13 protein-coding genes and 1 riboswitch are annotated in these 14,124 nt (G+C 68.5%); of the genes, 3 read left to right on the top strand and 10 right to left on the bottom strand.

What is annotated here, in order from left to right:
* Window positions 1-115 precede the first annotated feature (115 nt).
* From FHP29_RS10530 to FHP29_RS10515, 3 genes are all read right to left on the bottom strand, one after another.
* Window positions 116-3,157, bottom strand: a complete 3,042-nt coding sequence (locus tag FHP29_RS10530) for a DEAD/DEAH box helicase (RefSeq protein ID WP_139622820.1) — start codon at window positions 3,155-3,157, stop codon at window positions 116-118.
* A gap of 205 nt (window positions 3,158-3,362) precedes the next feature.
* Complete coding sequence (locus FHP29_RS22195) at window positions 3,363-3,947, bottom strand: YkvA family protein (RefSeq protein WP_205014016.1); 585 nt, start codon at window positions 3,945-3,947, stop codon at window positions 3,363-3,365.
* Between the two features lie 174 nt (window positions 3,948-4,121).
* Window positions 4,122-4,388 carry a DUF3892 domain-containing protein gene (locus FHP29_RS10515; RefSeq protein WP_139622819.1) on the bottom strand — a complete coding sequence of 89 codons (267 nt, stop codon included), beginning with the start codon at window positions 4,386-4,388 and terminating at the stop codon, window positions 4,122-4,124.
* Window positions 4,389-5,016: 628 nt separating this feature from the next.
* Here FHP29_RS10515 and FHP29_RS10510 point away from each other — a divergent pair.
* Complete coding sequence (locus FHP29_RS10510) at window positions 5,017-5,310, top strand: virulence factor (RefSeq protein ID WP_139622818.1); 294 nt, start codon at window positions 5,017-5,019, stop codon at window positions 5,308-5,310.
* Window positions 5,307-6,191: a homocysteine S-methyltransferase family protein gene (locus FHP29_RS10505; protein ID WP_205014014.1), complete on the top strand. Its 885-nt coding sequence runs from the start codon at window positions 5,307-5,309 to the stop codon at window positions 6,189-6,191. The genes FHP29_RS10510 and FHP29_RS10505 overlap by 4 nt, the downstream gene beginning before the upstream one ends.
* Before the next feature lie 109 nt (window positions 6,192-6,300).
* Here the strand turns inward: FHP29_RS10505 and groL are convergent, their stop codons facing one another.
* From groL to FHP29_RS10490, 3 genes are all read right to left on the bottom strand, one after another.
* The gene (gene groL, locus FHP29_RS10500; RefSeq protein WP_139622817.1) at window positions 6,301-7,929 is read right to left on the bottom strand and encodes a chaperonin GroEL; all 1,629 of its coding nucleotides are present in this window, start codon (window positions 7,927-7,929) and stop codon (window positions 6,301-6,303) included.
* Between the two features lie 103 nt (window positions 7,930-8,032).
* Window positions 8,033-8,890 carry an ATP-grasp domain-containing protein gene (locus tag FHP29_RS10495; RefSeq protein WP_139622816.1) on the bottom strand — a complete coding sequence of 286 codons (858 nt, stop codon included), beginning with the start codon at window positions 8,888-8,890 and terminating at the stop codon, window positions 8,033-8,035.
* Between the two features lie 86 nt (window positions 8,891-8,976).
* The gene (locus FHP29_RS10490) at window positions 8,977-9,441 is read right to left on the bottom strand and encodes an OsmC family protein (protein ID WP_139622815.1); all 465 of its coding nucleotides are present in this window, start codon (window positions 9,439-9,441) and stop codon (window positions 8,977-8,979) included.
* A 48-nt stretch (window positions 9,442-9,489) separates the two neighbouring features.
* On the opposite strand from FHP29_RS10490, the gene FHP29_RS10485 reads away from it, so the two are divergent.
* Entirely contained in the window at window positions 9,490-11,121 is a 1,632-nt protein-coding gene (locus FHP29_RS10485) for an acyl-CoA synthetase (protein WP_139622814.1), read from the top strand.
* 37 nt (window positions 11,122-11,158) lie between these two features.
* Here FHP29_RS10485 and FHP29_RS10480 read toward each other — a convergent pair whose 3' ends face one another.
* The 4 genes from FHP29_RS10480 to FHP29_RS10465 form a co-directional block, all read right to left on the bottom strand.
* Window positions 11,159-11,437: a MoaD/ThiS family protein gene (locus FHP29_RS10480; RefSeq protein WP_139622813.1), complete on the bottom strand. Its 279-nt coding sequence runs from the start codon at window positions 11,435-11,437 to the stop codon at window positions 11,159-11,161.
* Window positions 11,438-11,478: 41 nt separating this feature from the next.
* Window positions 11,479-12,765: a threonine synthase gene (gene thrC, locus FHP29_RS10475; RefSeq protein ID WP_139622812.1), complete on the bottom strand. Its 1,287-nt coding sequence runs from the start codon at window positions 12,763-12,765 to the stop codon at window positions 11,479-11,481.
* A 10-nt stretch (window positions 12,766-12,775) separates the two neighbouring features.
* Window positions 12,776-12,920, bottom strand: a riboswitch (SAM riboswitch).
* Window positions 12,921-12,997: 77 nt separating this feature from the next.
* Window positions 12,998-13,843, bottom strand: a complete 846-nt coding sequence (gene otsB, locus FHP29_RS10470; RefSeq protein WP_139622811.1) for a trehalose-phosphatase — start codon at window positions 13,841-13,843, stop codon at window positions 12,998-13,000.
* A gap of 77 nt (window positions 13,844-13,920) precedes the next feature.
* The coding region (locus FHP29_RS10465; protein ID WP_139622900.1) for a LytR C-terminal domain-containing protein at window positions 13,921-14,124 on the bottom strand (204 nt) is incomplete at its 5' end.

The following is a 14,124-nucleotide window of genomic DNA, read 5'->3' as shown; positions in this document are numbered from 1 at the left end:
GGCTGGTGAGGTCGACCAGCCGGTCTCACGGAACTCCCAAGTTGTGGACGCGTCAAGCCGCCCAGAAAGGGCTGCGCCCAATGAACGTCTGCAGAGAGCGAGTCGGGTTCGGCACCTACTCCGCACATAGAACCGTTGTCGTTCCGTTCGCGGTGTCCCGGACATACATTCGGGTTGCGCCGATCACGTCCAGCTGCGCCTGCGAAGCACCGCTGCGACTCAATCCAGGTTGGACGAGAACTACCTCAAGCTCAGCGCGGATTCCTCGGGCCTCGCCAGTGAGCCGGAGAAGGTCGGAACTCGTGCCTCGTCGCATGCCGCTTGGCTTGGTTCTCAGGAGTCGGCCCCGTTCTCGTTTCACGAGACGTTGGAGCATCTCGACGGGGTTCCGGCGCCACACCGTACTCTTCTGCGCCTGACCGCACAGTTCATAGAGGTCTGCGACGCGTGCACCTGCGGCGTCACCATGGGAGTACTTGCAGTGCACGAGCTTGATGAGCAGGCGGTCGTCGTCAGTTCGCTTGATCGCCACGAGGTCTGCGACCTCGCCGGGCCCGTCGTCGTCGACGATCAGGTCCCAATCTTCAAGGAGGAGTAGCCCAAGAGCGAGTCCCTGCACAGCGGCCCAGTCCTCCGGCGTTGTCATTGACTCGCGGCGTATGTCGACCTCGCGCCAGTCGATGGTTACGAGGGACTCTCGCCGGATGGGTTCGATCTCGCGGTTCGGTTGGAAGAGCACCCCATTTGAGGAGACGACCGCATCTCCTCCGAAGTGGATGAGGATGCCGGGGTCAACTAAGTAACGGGATCCCGGGAGGGTTCTCTGAGTGGTCGAGAACTCGATCTCTGTGTCCAGCGCATGTGCGCTCATACCGTTTTCACCCAGACGCAGTTCGTAGCGCGCCTCATCCTCATCGGATACGACAGCGACGACCACGTTGCCTGTTGTCGTTAGGTCGCGCCGGATCTCGAGGCTTACGTCGTGAATCGGTACATCGCGTTCACCGAATCGGACCACTAGCGATTGGGCCGGATTGAGCAGGGTGTCCGTCGCCCAATCGGCGGCTAAGGCCGTGCTGCCCTCCGGCCAAGCGGTCAGCACTACGGGCTTGATGAAGTTCCGTTTGATCTCGGCGACATCGATGGCGTCGTCTTGCAAGCGGCGGCCGGTGTCCTTGCACCACTCGATCCAATGGAGGAGGTTCCTGGCTGCCAGGTAGCTCCAGATCCTGCCTTTGAGGCTGACGCCCACGGTGGCTCGGTCACCGTCCCTGAAGCCGGAGACGAACACGTTGGTCTGCACCTTGGTCGCTTCCTCGGTCGGCTCCAGTCCGTCGTGGACATTGGCACCCGCGTACATTGCGAACCGGCGCGATCGACTGTAGATGTCGAGCACGCCGACGTTGGTTGGGACCGCCCGTTGCATCTCCCCCATCGCGCGGTAGACCCGTTCGCCGTCGATCAAGGACGAGGTGCCGCCTGTCACCGCCGCCGCGAGATCGGCATTGACGCCATCGTTGGCCGAATGGTTGATGTAGAGGAGTTGAGTCTCCCGGTCCCAGTGCAGGACGAATAGGTCGTGGACAACGTCCTCAACGCCAGGGCCGTCGACCCATGGCACGTCTTGGCGGCTGCGCCGGACGAACCATGCGACGTTTGCAGCGTGATTGACGGGAAGCGGCGTCGTAAGGATGTCCGACGCAGGAATCACATCGGCGATGGCTGCCGGGTCCCATTCTTCGCAGCTCGTCTCGAACACGACCGCGCTCATCTTGGGCGCGATTGTTCGGGTGGCGGTCCTGGACTCCGGGTCGCCGAAGCCCTCTTCGAACTCAGTCACGGCTTGCTGCTCGAGGATTGCGCCATACGACAGTTCAGACACCAAGCGGTTCCAGTCCGCGTCTTCGGTGTAGAGGCGCGACAACCGGTTGTCTTGGGACTTCTCGGAGCGAGCCGCCACCATCGCTGCCGTGCCCGTGCCGGCTGCGACGCGCGCGAATCGGCCAACGAACTGGAGCGTGGGGCCGAGTGTCTTTCGTGGGTCGTGAATGGCTGCAATCTTGAGCTGAGGCAAGTCGAATCCTTCACCCAGCATGTCGACGCACACAACAGCGCGGGAACGACGAGAGGTGACTTCGTCCATGGCTCCCGCTCGTTGGCGAGTCGTCATGCCCGAGTGGATGACGACGGGCGCGAACTCGGGGGCCTTTTGGCGATAGATGCGATGGACGTCGTCGGCGCGCTTCTGGGTGTCACAACGGGCCATCAAGATGTGGTCGAGCCCTGCGTCGAGGTCGTCGCGCAGGATCTTCAGGGCTGCTTCGGCGATGGCCTCGTCCGGGTTGATGAGGTCAAACACGGACTCATACCGGATCTCGCTGAAGACGCCGTCTTGTTGAGCCTCGCGGAGCGGGAACACGTAGACGAACTTGCCTTGGAGGTGTTTCCCGTCCTCCCGAAATGGCGTCGCGGTGAACTGGACAACGGGCCGTCCTCTGAATGCATCGCGGATTCGAGACCAAGTCTGGGCCCGGACGTGATGTGCCTCGTCGAAGAAGAGGGCCGTGCATGCATCGAATAGCACCTTTCGCGCTTCAGCGCTGCACGCATTGATCGAGTTCGGTGTCGTCACGATGACTTGGGCGCTGTCGACGCACGCCCTCATGTCGTGGACCTCGCTACATCCGCCGAGCACCCGACCGACCGAAGGCTTCATCGCGCCATCTGGCAGCACACCGAGCTCACCAAGGAGGCCCAGCACCTCAAACTTCGCTGCCAACTGACTCCGCAGGGCATCGGTCGGCACCACCACAAGCAGGCGTTCAATCGGCGCAGCGACAAGCAGCGCCAGCATCGTCTCGGTCTTGCCAGTGCCGGTCGGCAGGACCACCGTGGCCGGGTCCATCGTTCCCGTTGACCAGTGCGCGAGGACAGCGTGGATAGCACCGAGCTGTGCGCGGCGGAGACCGTCAACGGACGTCAGGCCCGACGCGCGGAGGAACTTGATCCCTTCCCGCCAACTGCCCAACACGCCCGTGTGATCGGTGAGATCGATCTCGGCGTCAGCAGCGTCAAGTAGGCGCACTGTGATCGCGAAGTCGCGGAACCGCTGCTCAACTCGGCCATCCAGCCCCACCGTAGGTATCTCGTCCGACACCCTCCAATGGCTACCACCAGTCGTCGACTCTTTTGGTCAGTTCGCCATTGTCGCCCCGTACTACGCAGCATGAACGACCGCCAGGCGGCAGCGGGGAGCTCCGGAACGGGCGTCGTCCCTCATGCGTGCGGTGTTGGCAGCCCCGTCCTCGTAGTGCCGTCTATCCGGCGCGACCCGGACGCATCCCCGACCAACGCGACAGCGACTACATGCTTACGGCGCCACCGCCGAGCTCCCATGCCCGGAAGGCATCCAGCTCGCTCCTTACTGTCTTCACGACCCAGATGATGACAGCGGCATCGTCGGCAAACCCGCCAGGCAGGAAGTCCGGGATCAGATCCACCGGAGATACGACATACACCAAGCCCGCGACGATGACAACGAGCGCGTCCGGGGGGATCTGGCGGTAGTGCCCACGCGCGTAGGCGACAACTAAACGGATCAGCACACGAAAGTCGTCCATCACGGCGGCAAACGGCCCACTCCGTGCCGCGCCGCTCTTGTAGGACTCCTCAGCGATCTTCTGTAGCTTCTCGGGATCCTTGGTCAACCTCTCTGCCCGCTTTCGGGCCGCAGCGAAGAACCTTGAGCTCGCAGCAGACCCCGGCGTGGCCTTCTTGGCCGGCGTGGCCTTCTTGGTCGGCGTGGCCTTCTTGGCCGGCGTGGCCTTCTTGGCGGGCGTGGCCTTCTTGGCCGGCGTGGCCTTCTTCGCCGGCGTGGCCTTCTTGGCCGGCGTGGCCTTCTTGGCGGGCGTGGCCTTCTTGGCCGGCGTGGCCTTCTTGGAGGTCATTTTCCGACGTCCCCTCTCGTCTCTTCCGCAGCGTAGGGCCCAGGTGGCCGCGGCGTGAGGCAAAACATGAGGCAGCTCGCCGGCACGCCTCCGCTATTCCCCGGTCGATGCGACACACCGCCGTGGACCGCGCGGTCAGCCACCGCGTTCACCGCTGGCGTCGGTCCGCCCTGCTCAGAAGCGAGGGAGGCTCAGCAAGTTGTTGGTCCAGTTCCCGTCTGCGTATGTGCGCAGATAGGGCGGCGTGCCCTTCACTACGCCCACCTGGGCGTCGGGGTTCCCGCCGACGAAGACTGTGTTTCCCTTGTCGATGAACTCGACCATGGCGGCTCTACTGCAGTTTCCGGTCTGTCCGGGCTGCGACCAGCGCACATCCGTGATGTGCTGGTGGTCGTTCGAGCTCGGAGGGCTCAAGCGAACGTGGGTGATGTAGGTAGTCACTGCTGGCCTTTCGATCGCGACGGTTCATCCGCAGATAAGGACGGACGACGATCGAAGCAGCACCCTCCGACACTTCTGGTCAATCCAGCGTCATGCCGCCTTGCCGGGATAAACAGCAGATATGCGGACCCCAGGGATGCACGGATGCCTCGCCGGCGGCCGGCGCGGTGCCGGGCGCGGCTGAACAGCAACCGGCGCAGTCGCCCCCGAGCGCCGTTGAAGCGAGGTACCGTCCGCATCATGAGAGGAGTCCGTTGCTCGACCAAGCGTGCGCCGATCGAGACTGAAATAGAGGCTGCGAGCATCGCGGTGCGCGTAGCGAAGGGCGCGGACGCCGTCCATTGCCCCTACTGCGGGTGGTGGCACGTCGTCGGATATGGCTCGCCACTGGAGCGGCCATCAAAGCCGCGAAAGCGGCGCTGAGGAACGCTGTGGTTGCTTCTCCTCGGGTCGAGCGGGCCCGAGACTCGCTGAAGTCTCCGCTCGTCGTCGAGCACAACGGGTTCCGCTGACGCGCGTCCTTTTCGCCGCCTTTCGGCCACACCCAGCCTGCCGATGACCATGCCCGGTGCCGCTCACTCTCCGGATGATTCCGTCGAGACGCGCCGCCGGACCTAGGCTGCGCCACATGGCGGAGTACCAGGTGACCCGGTGGCGCGACCTTCCCTCGATGGTTGCGGCTCGGACGGACGAGGAGACGGTGAAGGTGCAGCTCGCACCGCGGTTCCAAGAGGCGATCGACGAGGCTGCGATGCGGCTCGGTGACACCGGGGCCGACGACTATCTGGCGGGCTGGGAACGGTCTCCTTGGACCGAGGCCGACGGTACGCCGAGCGAGGTGCTCGACCGCGTCGCCGCCGAGCTCGACGCGGAGTGGCCGGCCGACAGGATCGCCGGCTACCTCGACGAGCTCGGCAAGTGAACCGGCTCAGGGCGCTGCTGCGCACGGACCGTCCGGTGCTGTTCGACGGCGGCATGGGCACGCTGCTCCAAGACAGCGGCCTCGAGGACGGCGTACCCGGAGAGCTCTGGAACCTCGAGAATCCCGACGCGGTGCGCGCGGCGCACGCGGCCTACGCCGCGGCCGGGGCGCGGCTGCTGACGACCAACAGCTTCGGCGGCACTCGGCCGCGCCTGGACCTGCACGGGCTCGGCGACCGCGTCGGCGAGGTGAACCGGGCGGCGGCGCAGATCGCACGATCGGTGGCGGACGAGCACGGGCTGCTGGTCGCCGGCGACCTCGGCCCGACGGGCGAGCTGCTGGCCCCGCTCGGAGCCCTGACCGGCGAGCAGGCCCAGGCCCTGTTCGCCGAACAGCTCACCGCGCTGGTCGAGGGCGGGATCGACCTGGTGCTGGTCGAGACGCTGAGCGATCTCGGCGAGGCTGACGCGGCCCTCGCCGCGGCGCGGGAGGTCGCGCCCGACCTTCCGGTCGTCGTGACGATGAGCTTCGACACCAATCTGCGCACCATGATGGGCGTCCGCCCGGGTGACGCCGTGGCACACCTCGCCGCGGCAGGTGCCGACGCCGCGGGGGCCAACTGCGGTCGCGGGCCCGCGGAGATGGAGATCATCGCCGCGGAGATGACGCAGGCCCGCACCGACGACCTCCTTCTGGTCGCCCAGTCCAACGCCGGCCTTCCGCAGGTCGTGGGCGACCACTTCGAGTACGACGCCACGGCGGAAGAGATGGCCACGCACGCCACCCGGCTGGCCGAGCTCGGGATCGACCTGGTCGGAGGCTGCTGCGGCTCGACGCCGACGCACATCGCCGCCATGGGCGCCACCTTGATCACCGCCTGAGCCTCCGTACGCCGGCTGCGACATACGGGCTGCGACCGGCAGCGAAATGCCACAGGGCCCCCGCCGAAGCGGGGGCCCTGTGGGATGAAGCAGGTGAAGCAGGCGGGACTCAGAAGTCCATGCCGCCCATGCCACCGGTCGGGTCGCCACCGGGGGCGGCCTTCTCCGGCTTGTCGGCCACGACGGCCTCGGTGGTGAGGAACAGCGCGGCGATCGACGCGGCGTTCTGCAGCGCCGAGCGGGTCACCTTGGCCGGGTCGATGATGCCCTCGGCGAGCAGGTCGACGTAGTCGCCGGTGGCCGCGTTGAGGCCCTGGCCGGCGGGGAGGTTGGCGACCTTCTCCGCGACGACGCCGCCCTCGAGGCCGGCGTTGATGGCGATCTGCTTGAGCGGAGCCGACAGCGCGACCTTGACGATGTTGGCGCCGGTGGCCTCGTCACCCTCGAGGTCGAGCTTGTCGAACGCGGTCGAGCCGGCCTGGACCAGCGCGACGCCACCACCGGGGAGGATGCCCTCCTCGACGGCCGCCTTCGCGTTGCGGACGGCGTCCTCGATGCGGTGCTTGCGCTCCTTGAGCTCGACCTCGGTGGCCGCGCCGACCTTGATGACAGCAACGCCGCCGGCCAGCTTGGCGAGGCGCTCCTGCAGCTTCTCGCGGTCGTAGTCGGAGTCCGACTTCTCGATCTCGGCGCGGATCTGGTTGACCCGGCCCTCGATCTGGGCAGCGTCGCCGGCACCCTCGACGATGGTGGTCTCGTCCTTGGTGATGACGACCTTGCGGGCCTGGCCGAGCAGCTCGAGACCGGCGGTCTCCAGCTTGAGGCCGACCTCCTCGGAGATGACCTGGCCGCCGGTGAGGATCGCGATGTCCTGCAGCATGGCCTTGCGGCGGTCGCCGAAGCCGGGGGCCTTGACGGCGACCGACTTGAACGTGCCGCGGATCTTGTTGACCACCAGGGTCGACAGCGCCTCGCCGTCGACGTCCTCGGCGATGATGACGAGCGGCTTGCCCGACTGCATGACCTTCTCCAGCAGCGGCAGCAGGTCCTTGACGTTGCTGATCTTGCTGTTGGCCAGCAGCACGTAGGCGTCCTCGAGGACGGTCTCCATGCGCTCGGGGTCGGTGACGAAGTAGGCCGAGATGTAGCCCTTGTCGAACCGCATGCCCTCGGTGAGCTCGAGGTCGATGCCGAAGGTGTTCGACTCCTCGACCGTGATCACGCCCTCCTTGCCGACCTTGTCCATCGCCTCGGCGATGGCGTCACCGACGGTGGCGTCGCCACCGGCGGAGATGGTGGCGGTGGCGGCGATCTGCTCGCGCGTCTCGACGTCCTTGGCCATGCCGAGCAGCTGCTCGGAGACGGCGGAGACGGCGGCCTCGATGCCGCGCTTGAGACCCATCGGGTTGGCGCCGGCCGCGACGTTGCGCAGACCCTCCTTGACGAGCGCCTGGGCGAGGACGGTCGCGGTCGTCGTGCCGTCACCGGCGACGTCGTCCGTCTTCTTCGCGACCTCCTTGACCAGCTCGGCGCCGATCTTCTCGTAGGGGTCCTCGAGCTCGATCTCCTTGGCGATGGAGACACCGTCATTGGTGATCGTGGGGGCGCCCCACTTCTTCTCCAGAACGACGTTGCGGCCCTTGGGGCCCAGGGTGACCTTGACGGCGTCCGCGAGCGTGTTCATGCCACGCTCGAGACCGCGGCGGGCCTCCTCGTTGAAAGCAATCAGCTTCGACATAACTCCTGCGATTCCTTCGCGATGTCCGTTGTCACTCTCAAGGCGAGAGTGCCAACGTCATGTTTAGCACTCGACCATGGCGAGTGCAAGGAGAAGGGGCCTTTCAGGAGACGCCCAGCCGGCCCGCGACGAGGTCCGCGAACGGCTCCGCCACGCCCGGCGCGACGTCGAGATAGAGGCCCGGCTCGATCAGCTCCAGCTCGCTGACGACCCACGCGCCGTCCCAGGCCATGAGGTCGACCCGGGCGTAGGCGAGGTCGGCACCCCGGCCCGCGGCCGCCGAGCGGACGGCGGCGACCGCGACGTCGGCGCGCTCGGGATCGAGCGGCACGACATCACTGCGCCCGCCGTACAGCTCGTGCACCCGCACCTCCCCGGCAGCGGCGCGCTTGTCGACCTGGGCGACCGCGACGCCGTCGAACACGTAGACCGACGACTCCCCGGACGTGCGCACGGACTCCACGACCGGCTGCACGATCCAGGGTCCGGCCACCAGTCCCTCGAGACGCGGGTCGGACATGCGCTCGGCGACCACGACGCCCACGCCGCCGGCGCCGGTGCGCGGCTTGACGACCACGCTCCCCCAACGGTCGAGCGCCTTGGCGAGACCGCCGGCGAGGTCGGCGTCGTCGAGCAGCGCCGTCGGGACCGTGGGTACGGCGTCCGCGAGCTCGACGAGGTAGGCCTTGTCCGCGTTCCACGCGAACACCTCGGCCCCGTTGAGCAGCGACGTGGCGCCCTCGACCTCCCGGGCCCACGCCAGGAAGTCCGGGAGCCGGCGGTGGTAGTCCCAGGTGGAGCGGACGGCCACCAGGTCCGCGGCCGCCCAGTCGACGGCCGGGTCGCTCCAACTCGCCCAGCGGGCGGGGACGCCCCGCGCGGCGAGCGCCGCGACCAGCCCGGAGCCGCCCGACTCGCCGTCGGGCATCAGGTCGAAGGTGGCGAGGAGGAGCGACGTCATGGGACGCGACCCTAGTCCGTGCGCCACCTCCCCCTCCTCGTCGCGTTCGCGGTGATCGCCTTCGTCACGCGGAGCCGCACGTCCGGCTACGCGGGCACGACCTCGGGCTCGTGACCGACGGGGAAGCTCACCGACGCCGCGATGAAGCAGTTGCGGCCGGCCTCGCCGTGGATCTCCCGCGCGACCTCGACCATCGAGGCGTCCGCGACGGTGACCCGCGGACGCAGCGTGACCGAGGTGAACCGGCCACCCTGACCGACCTGCTCCATGACGCCCACCGGTGAGTCCGCGTAGGCGACGACCACGATCCCGTGGTTGACCGCCGAGTGCAGATAGGACAGCAGGTGGCACTGGCTGAGCGCGGCGAGGAGCAGCTCCTCGGGATTCCACCGGGAGGCGTCCCCGCGGAAGGTCGGGTCCGCCGATCCGAGCAGGTCCGGCTTGCCTTCGGCCCGCAGCAGGACCGCGCGGTCGTAGTCGCGGTAGCCGGAGGTCCCCGTCCCTCGGTTGCCCTGCCATTCCAGCTCGAGCGCATAGCGATGGTCGGTCACCGGACCATTGTGTAGCGAGAACGTGTTCTATTTTGGCACTCTTCTCCTGTGACCCCCACCACCCCGAGCTCTCCGCCCTCCCGATCGACCGCCCAGCCGACCGCCCAGCCGATCGCCCGGCCGATCAACCTCGCCGACATCCTGGAGGCGATGGCCGACGCCCTGCCCGGGCGCACCGCGATCCACACCGGCGACCGGGTCTGGACCTTCGCGGAGATCGACGAGCGCTCGACACGCCTGGCCAACCACCTCGTCGAGCTGGGGATCCGGCCGGGCGAGCACGTCGCCGTGCACTCGGCGAACCGGATCGAGTGGGTCGACGCGCTCTACGGCTGCCTCAAGGCGCGCGCCGTCCCGATCAACATCAACTACAAGTACCTGCGCGACGAGCTGGCCTATCTCTACGACAACGCCGACTGCGTCGCCGCGATCGTCGCGCCGGAGTACGCCGGCGCGCTCGCCGAGCTCGACATCGCGACCCTGCGCCACACCCTCGTCCTCGGCGAGGAGTACGACGCCGCGCTGGCCGCCGCCTCCCCCGAGCGGAGGATCACCGGCCGCAGCGCCGACGACCACTACGTGCTCTACACGGGAGGCACCACCGGCTCCCCGAAGGGCGTCGTGTGGCGCAACGAGGACCTGATCCGTGCCGCGCTCAACGCCGCGCGGTACGGCGCCCCGCTGGACTCGGTCGAGCAGCTCGTCGAGGAGGCGGTCGCGGTCGAGAGCCCGATGGTCCTGCTGGCGTGCGGGCCGATGATGCACGGCGGCAGCCAGTGGATCCTCGGCAACGCCCACGTCGCCGGCCAGACCGTCGCGCTCTACACCGAGCCGCACTTCGACGCGGTGAGGATCCTCGACCTCGTCGAGAAGGCGCGCGTCGTCTCCCTGACCTTCCTGGGCGACGCGATGGGACGCCCGGTCGCGGAGGCGATCCTCGCCGAGCCCGACCGGTGGGACCTGTCCAGCCTGGCGGCGGTCTCGAACGGCGCCGCTCCCCTGTCGGACGGCGTACGCGAGGAGATCCGCCGCGCCCTGCCCGGCCGGTTCATCCTCGACTCCTACGGCTCCTCGGAGTCCGGCGCCGCGGGCTCCCGGATGGACGACGGCACCGACGGCGGCCAGAGCGCGCCGCGGTTCACCGTGACCGAGCAGGTCGAGGTGTTCGACCCGGACTTCAAGCCGTGCCCGGTCGGGGTCGACGGGATGCTCGGCCGCTGCGGACCGGTGCCGCTCGGCTACTACAAGGACCCGGTCAAGACCGCCGCCACCTTCAAGGAGATCGACGGCGTGCGCTGGGCGATCCCGGGCGACTTCGCCCGGCGGGAGGAGGACGGCTCGGTCACCGTCCTGGGCCGCGGCTCGGTCTGCATCAACACCGGCGGCGAGAAGGTGCACCCCGAGGAGGTCGAGGCGGTGCTGCTGCGCCACGAGGACGTCTTCGACGCCGTCGTGGTCGGCACCCCGCACGAGCGGTGGGGCCAGCAGGTCACCGCGCTCGTCCAGCGGCGCGCCGACGCAAGGCTGTCGGAGGACGACGTCCGCGACCACTGCCGCGCCCTGATCGCCAACTACAAGGTGCCCAAGACCGTGCTGTTCGTCGACGAGGTGCCGCGCACCCCGGTCAGCAAGGTCGACTACCGCGCCAGCGCCGACCTCGCCGCCCGGCTGCTGGCCTGAGCCGAGCCCGAGGCTCGAGGCCTGAAGACCTGCGGGCTCAGCAGCCGCCGGCGACGGCGGGGATCACCGAGACCTCGGCGCCGTCGGGCGTCGGGGTCTGCAGGTCCTGCTCGAAGCGCACGTCGTCGTTGTTGACGTAGACGTTGACGAACCGGCGCAGCTTGCCGTCCTCGTCGAGGATGCGTCCCTTGATGCCCGCGTAGTTGGCGTCGAGGTCGTCGAGGATCTCCGCGAGCGTGGCACCCGTGGCGCTGACCTCGGACTCGCCGCCGGTGTAGGTGCGCAGGATGGTCGGGATCCGGACGCTGACTGCCATGGTGCTCTCTTCTGCTCGGTGCGGGGTGGTGGGATCGACGCTCAGATGCCCGTGGCCTTGAAGGCGCTGTAGGTGGGCGCGATCGTCGCCGCGGCGCCGACCTGGTCGGCGATCGCGTCGAGGGTCTTGAGGCCGTGGCCGGTGTTGACGACGACCGTCTCGAGCTCGGGGTCGAGCTGGCCGGTCTCGACGAGCTTCTTGGTGACCGCGGTCGTCGTACCCCCGGCGGTCTCGGCGAAGATCCCCTCGGTGCGCGCGAGGAGCACGATGCCGGCGCGGATCTCGTCGTCGGTGACCTCCTCGACGGCACCGCCCGTGCGGCGGGCGATGTCGAGGACGTAGATGCCGTCGGCCGGGTTGCCGATCGCCAGGCTCTTGGCGATGGTGTCGGGCTTGACCGGGCGGATCGCGTCCGTGCCGGCCTTGTACGCCGTCGCGACCGGGCCACAGCCGGCGGCCTGGGCGCCGAAGATGCGGTAGGGCTTGTCCTCGACGAGACCGAGCTTGATCAGCTCCTGGAAGGCCTTGTCGACCTTGGTCAGCTGGGAGCCCGAGGCGACCGGGAGGACGACCTGGTCCGGCAGCCGCCAGCCGAGCTGCTCGGCGATCTCGTAGCCGATCGTCTTGGATCCCTCGGCGTAGTAGGGCCGCACGTTGACGTTGACGAACGCCCAGCCCTCCTCCTCGCCGGCGATCTCGGAGGCGAGCTTGTTGACGTCGTCGTAGTTGCCGTCGACGGCGACGAGGCCGTCGGTGAAGATGGCGGAGTTGACCTGCTTGGCGTGCTCGAGGTTGCTCGGGATGAAGACCACGGTCTTGATCCCGGCGCGGGCGCCGGCGGCAGCGACGGCGTTGGCGAGGTTGCCCGTCGAGGGACACGCGAAGACCTTGGCGCCCAGCTCGCGGGCGGCGCTCAGCGCGCAGGCGACCACGCGGTCCTTGAACGAGTTGGTGGGGTTGGTCGTGTCGTCCTTCACCCACAGGTTGGCGATGCCGAGCTCGCGGCCGAGGTTGTCGGCCTTGAGCAGCCGGGTGAACCCGGGCTCGGTGTTGGGGCTGGTCTCGATGTCGCTCGGGACCGGGAGGAGCGCCTTGTAGCGCCAGATGTTGGCCGGGCCGGCCTCGATCTCCTCGCGGGTCACGACCGGGAAGTCGTAGGTGATCTCCAGCGGCCCGAAGCACTCCGGGCACGCGTAGAACGGGCCGAGGTCGACCCGGTGGCCGCACTCACGACAGGAGAGGGCGGTGGCGTTGCCGAACGCGCCCTCGCGCAGTCCGGTCCGGGCCGGGGTGGTCGTCTGGACCTCGTCAGTCACAACGGCGCTCATGGATTCCTCCTTCTCATCTGTCCCGGCGACTCTCGCGCGGGTCGGATTTGGCACCGTTTCCGCGACGCCGACCCCTGCGAGCAGGTGTGCGACGGGAGTTCGCGGCGGTTGCCGGGACTTCTCAGGGCCGTTCCCTCAGTCCCTCTGGATGAGCAGGCTCAGCCTAGGGGGCGGAGGCCTCCGCCTCCCAATCGGCATCCCGGATGACGAGACAGGTGTCCAAGATATGGGATCAGCGGCGTACGGCGCGGGCGTCGGCCGCGAACCCGCCGAGCAGCTCGAGTACGCCGGCAGGGCCGTGCACCACCACGTCGGAGAGCGCGATGAGAGCGCTCTGCTCGTCGGAGGCCGAGCACACGCGCAGGGTGGCGAGCCCGCCATCGCCGAGCGCCTCGAGCGCCTCGAACGCCTCGACGTCGCCGAGGTCGTCGCCCGCGAACAGGAACCCCTCGGCCCCGAGATCGGCGGCGAGACGCTCCACGACCATCCCCTTGTGGGAGCCCGCCGAGCGCACCTCGATCACCGAGCGGCCGGGCTCGAGGACCAGGCCGTGACGATCCGCGAGCGCCCGTAGCGACGGCAGGAGGCGGTCGAAGGCGCCCTCGGGATCGGGGAGCCGGCGGGTGTGGACGGCGACGGCCAGTCCCTTGTCCTCGACGTACGCCTCGCTCGCCCCGGCCGTGCGCAGGGCCCGCGGCAGATCGCGCTCGAAGGTCGCCAACCCACGCGGCGGCCGCGCCCCGACGATGCGCCGGTGCCGCGAGCTCCAGCGCTCGTTGCCGTACTGGCCGAACACGTAGAGCTCCTTGCCGGCCGCGTCGAGCGCGTCGCCGACCTCTTCGAGCCCGCCGAGGTCGAGGGCCTGCCGGGCCGGGCGCCCGGTGATGACCGCGATCGCCGCGACCTCCTGGGCCAGGTCGACCAGGACCTCGGGTGCGTCCGGGTGGATGTGGGCCCGGGTCGGGTCGTCCACGATCGGCGAGAGAGTGCCGTCGAAGTCGAGGCCGACGACGGAGCGCGACGCGACGCGGACCAGCGCCTGGTAGCGCTGTTCACCCTCGACGGACGAGAACCTCACCCACCCATCCCATCACGCCGCCCCTGAGGGCGACCGCCGGGTCGCGCGGCACGAGCGACGCGCTCGCGCCGCGTGGCTCAATCCAGCTCGCCGGTGAGGATGACGGTGAGGTTGGTGTCGCTCATGTCGCTGTCGGTGTCGGCGGGCTGGACGCGGGCGACACCGAGGTCGAGGGCGAGCTGCTCGCCGGCGGCCTTCTTGCCCTTCGGGTAGTAGACCGTGGTGGCCGGGACGGTGCCGTACCAGTTGTCGGCGGCGGCGACCTTCCAGCCGGCCGCCTC

It is taken from the genome of Nocardioides albidus (genome assembly GCF_006335005.1).
Taxonomy (GTDB): Bacteria; Actinomycetota; Actinomycetes; order Propionibacteriales; family Nocardioidaceae; genus Nocardioides; species Nocardioides albidus.
Note: the sequence above shows the minus strand (reverse complement) of the source record. Positions and strands in the feature narration are given on the sequence as shown.

Coding starts and splice junctions, on each gene's coding strand:
- FHP29_RS22195 (WP_205014016.1), bottom strand. CDS start 3,947: ATGACCTCCAAGAAGGCCACGCCGGCCAAGAAGGCCACGCCCGCCAAG.
- FHP29_RS10510 (WP_139622818.1), top strand. CDS start 5,017: ATGGCGGAGTACCAGGTGACCCGGTGGCGCGACCTTCCCTCGATGGTT.
- groL (WP_139622817.1), bottom strand. CDS start 7,929: ATGTCGAAGCTGATTGCTTTCAACGAGGAGGCCCGCCGCGGTCTCGAG.
- FHP29_RS10495 (WP_139622816.1), bottom strand. CDS start 8,890: ATGACGTCGCTCCTCCTCGCCACCTTCGACCTGATGCCCGACGGCGAG.
- FHP29_RS10480 (WP_139622813.1), bottom strand. CDS start 11,437: ATGGCAGTCAGCGTCCGGATCCCGACCATCCTGCGCACCTACACCGGC.
- thrC (WP_139622812.1), bottom strand. CDS start 12,765: ATGAGCGCCGTTGTGACTGACGAGGTCCAGACGACCACCCCGGCCCGG.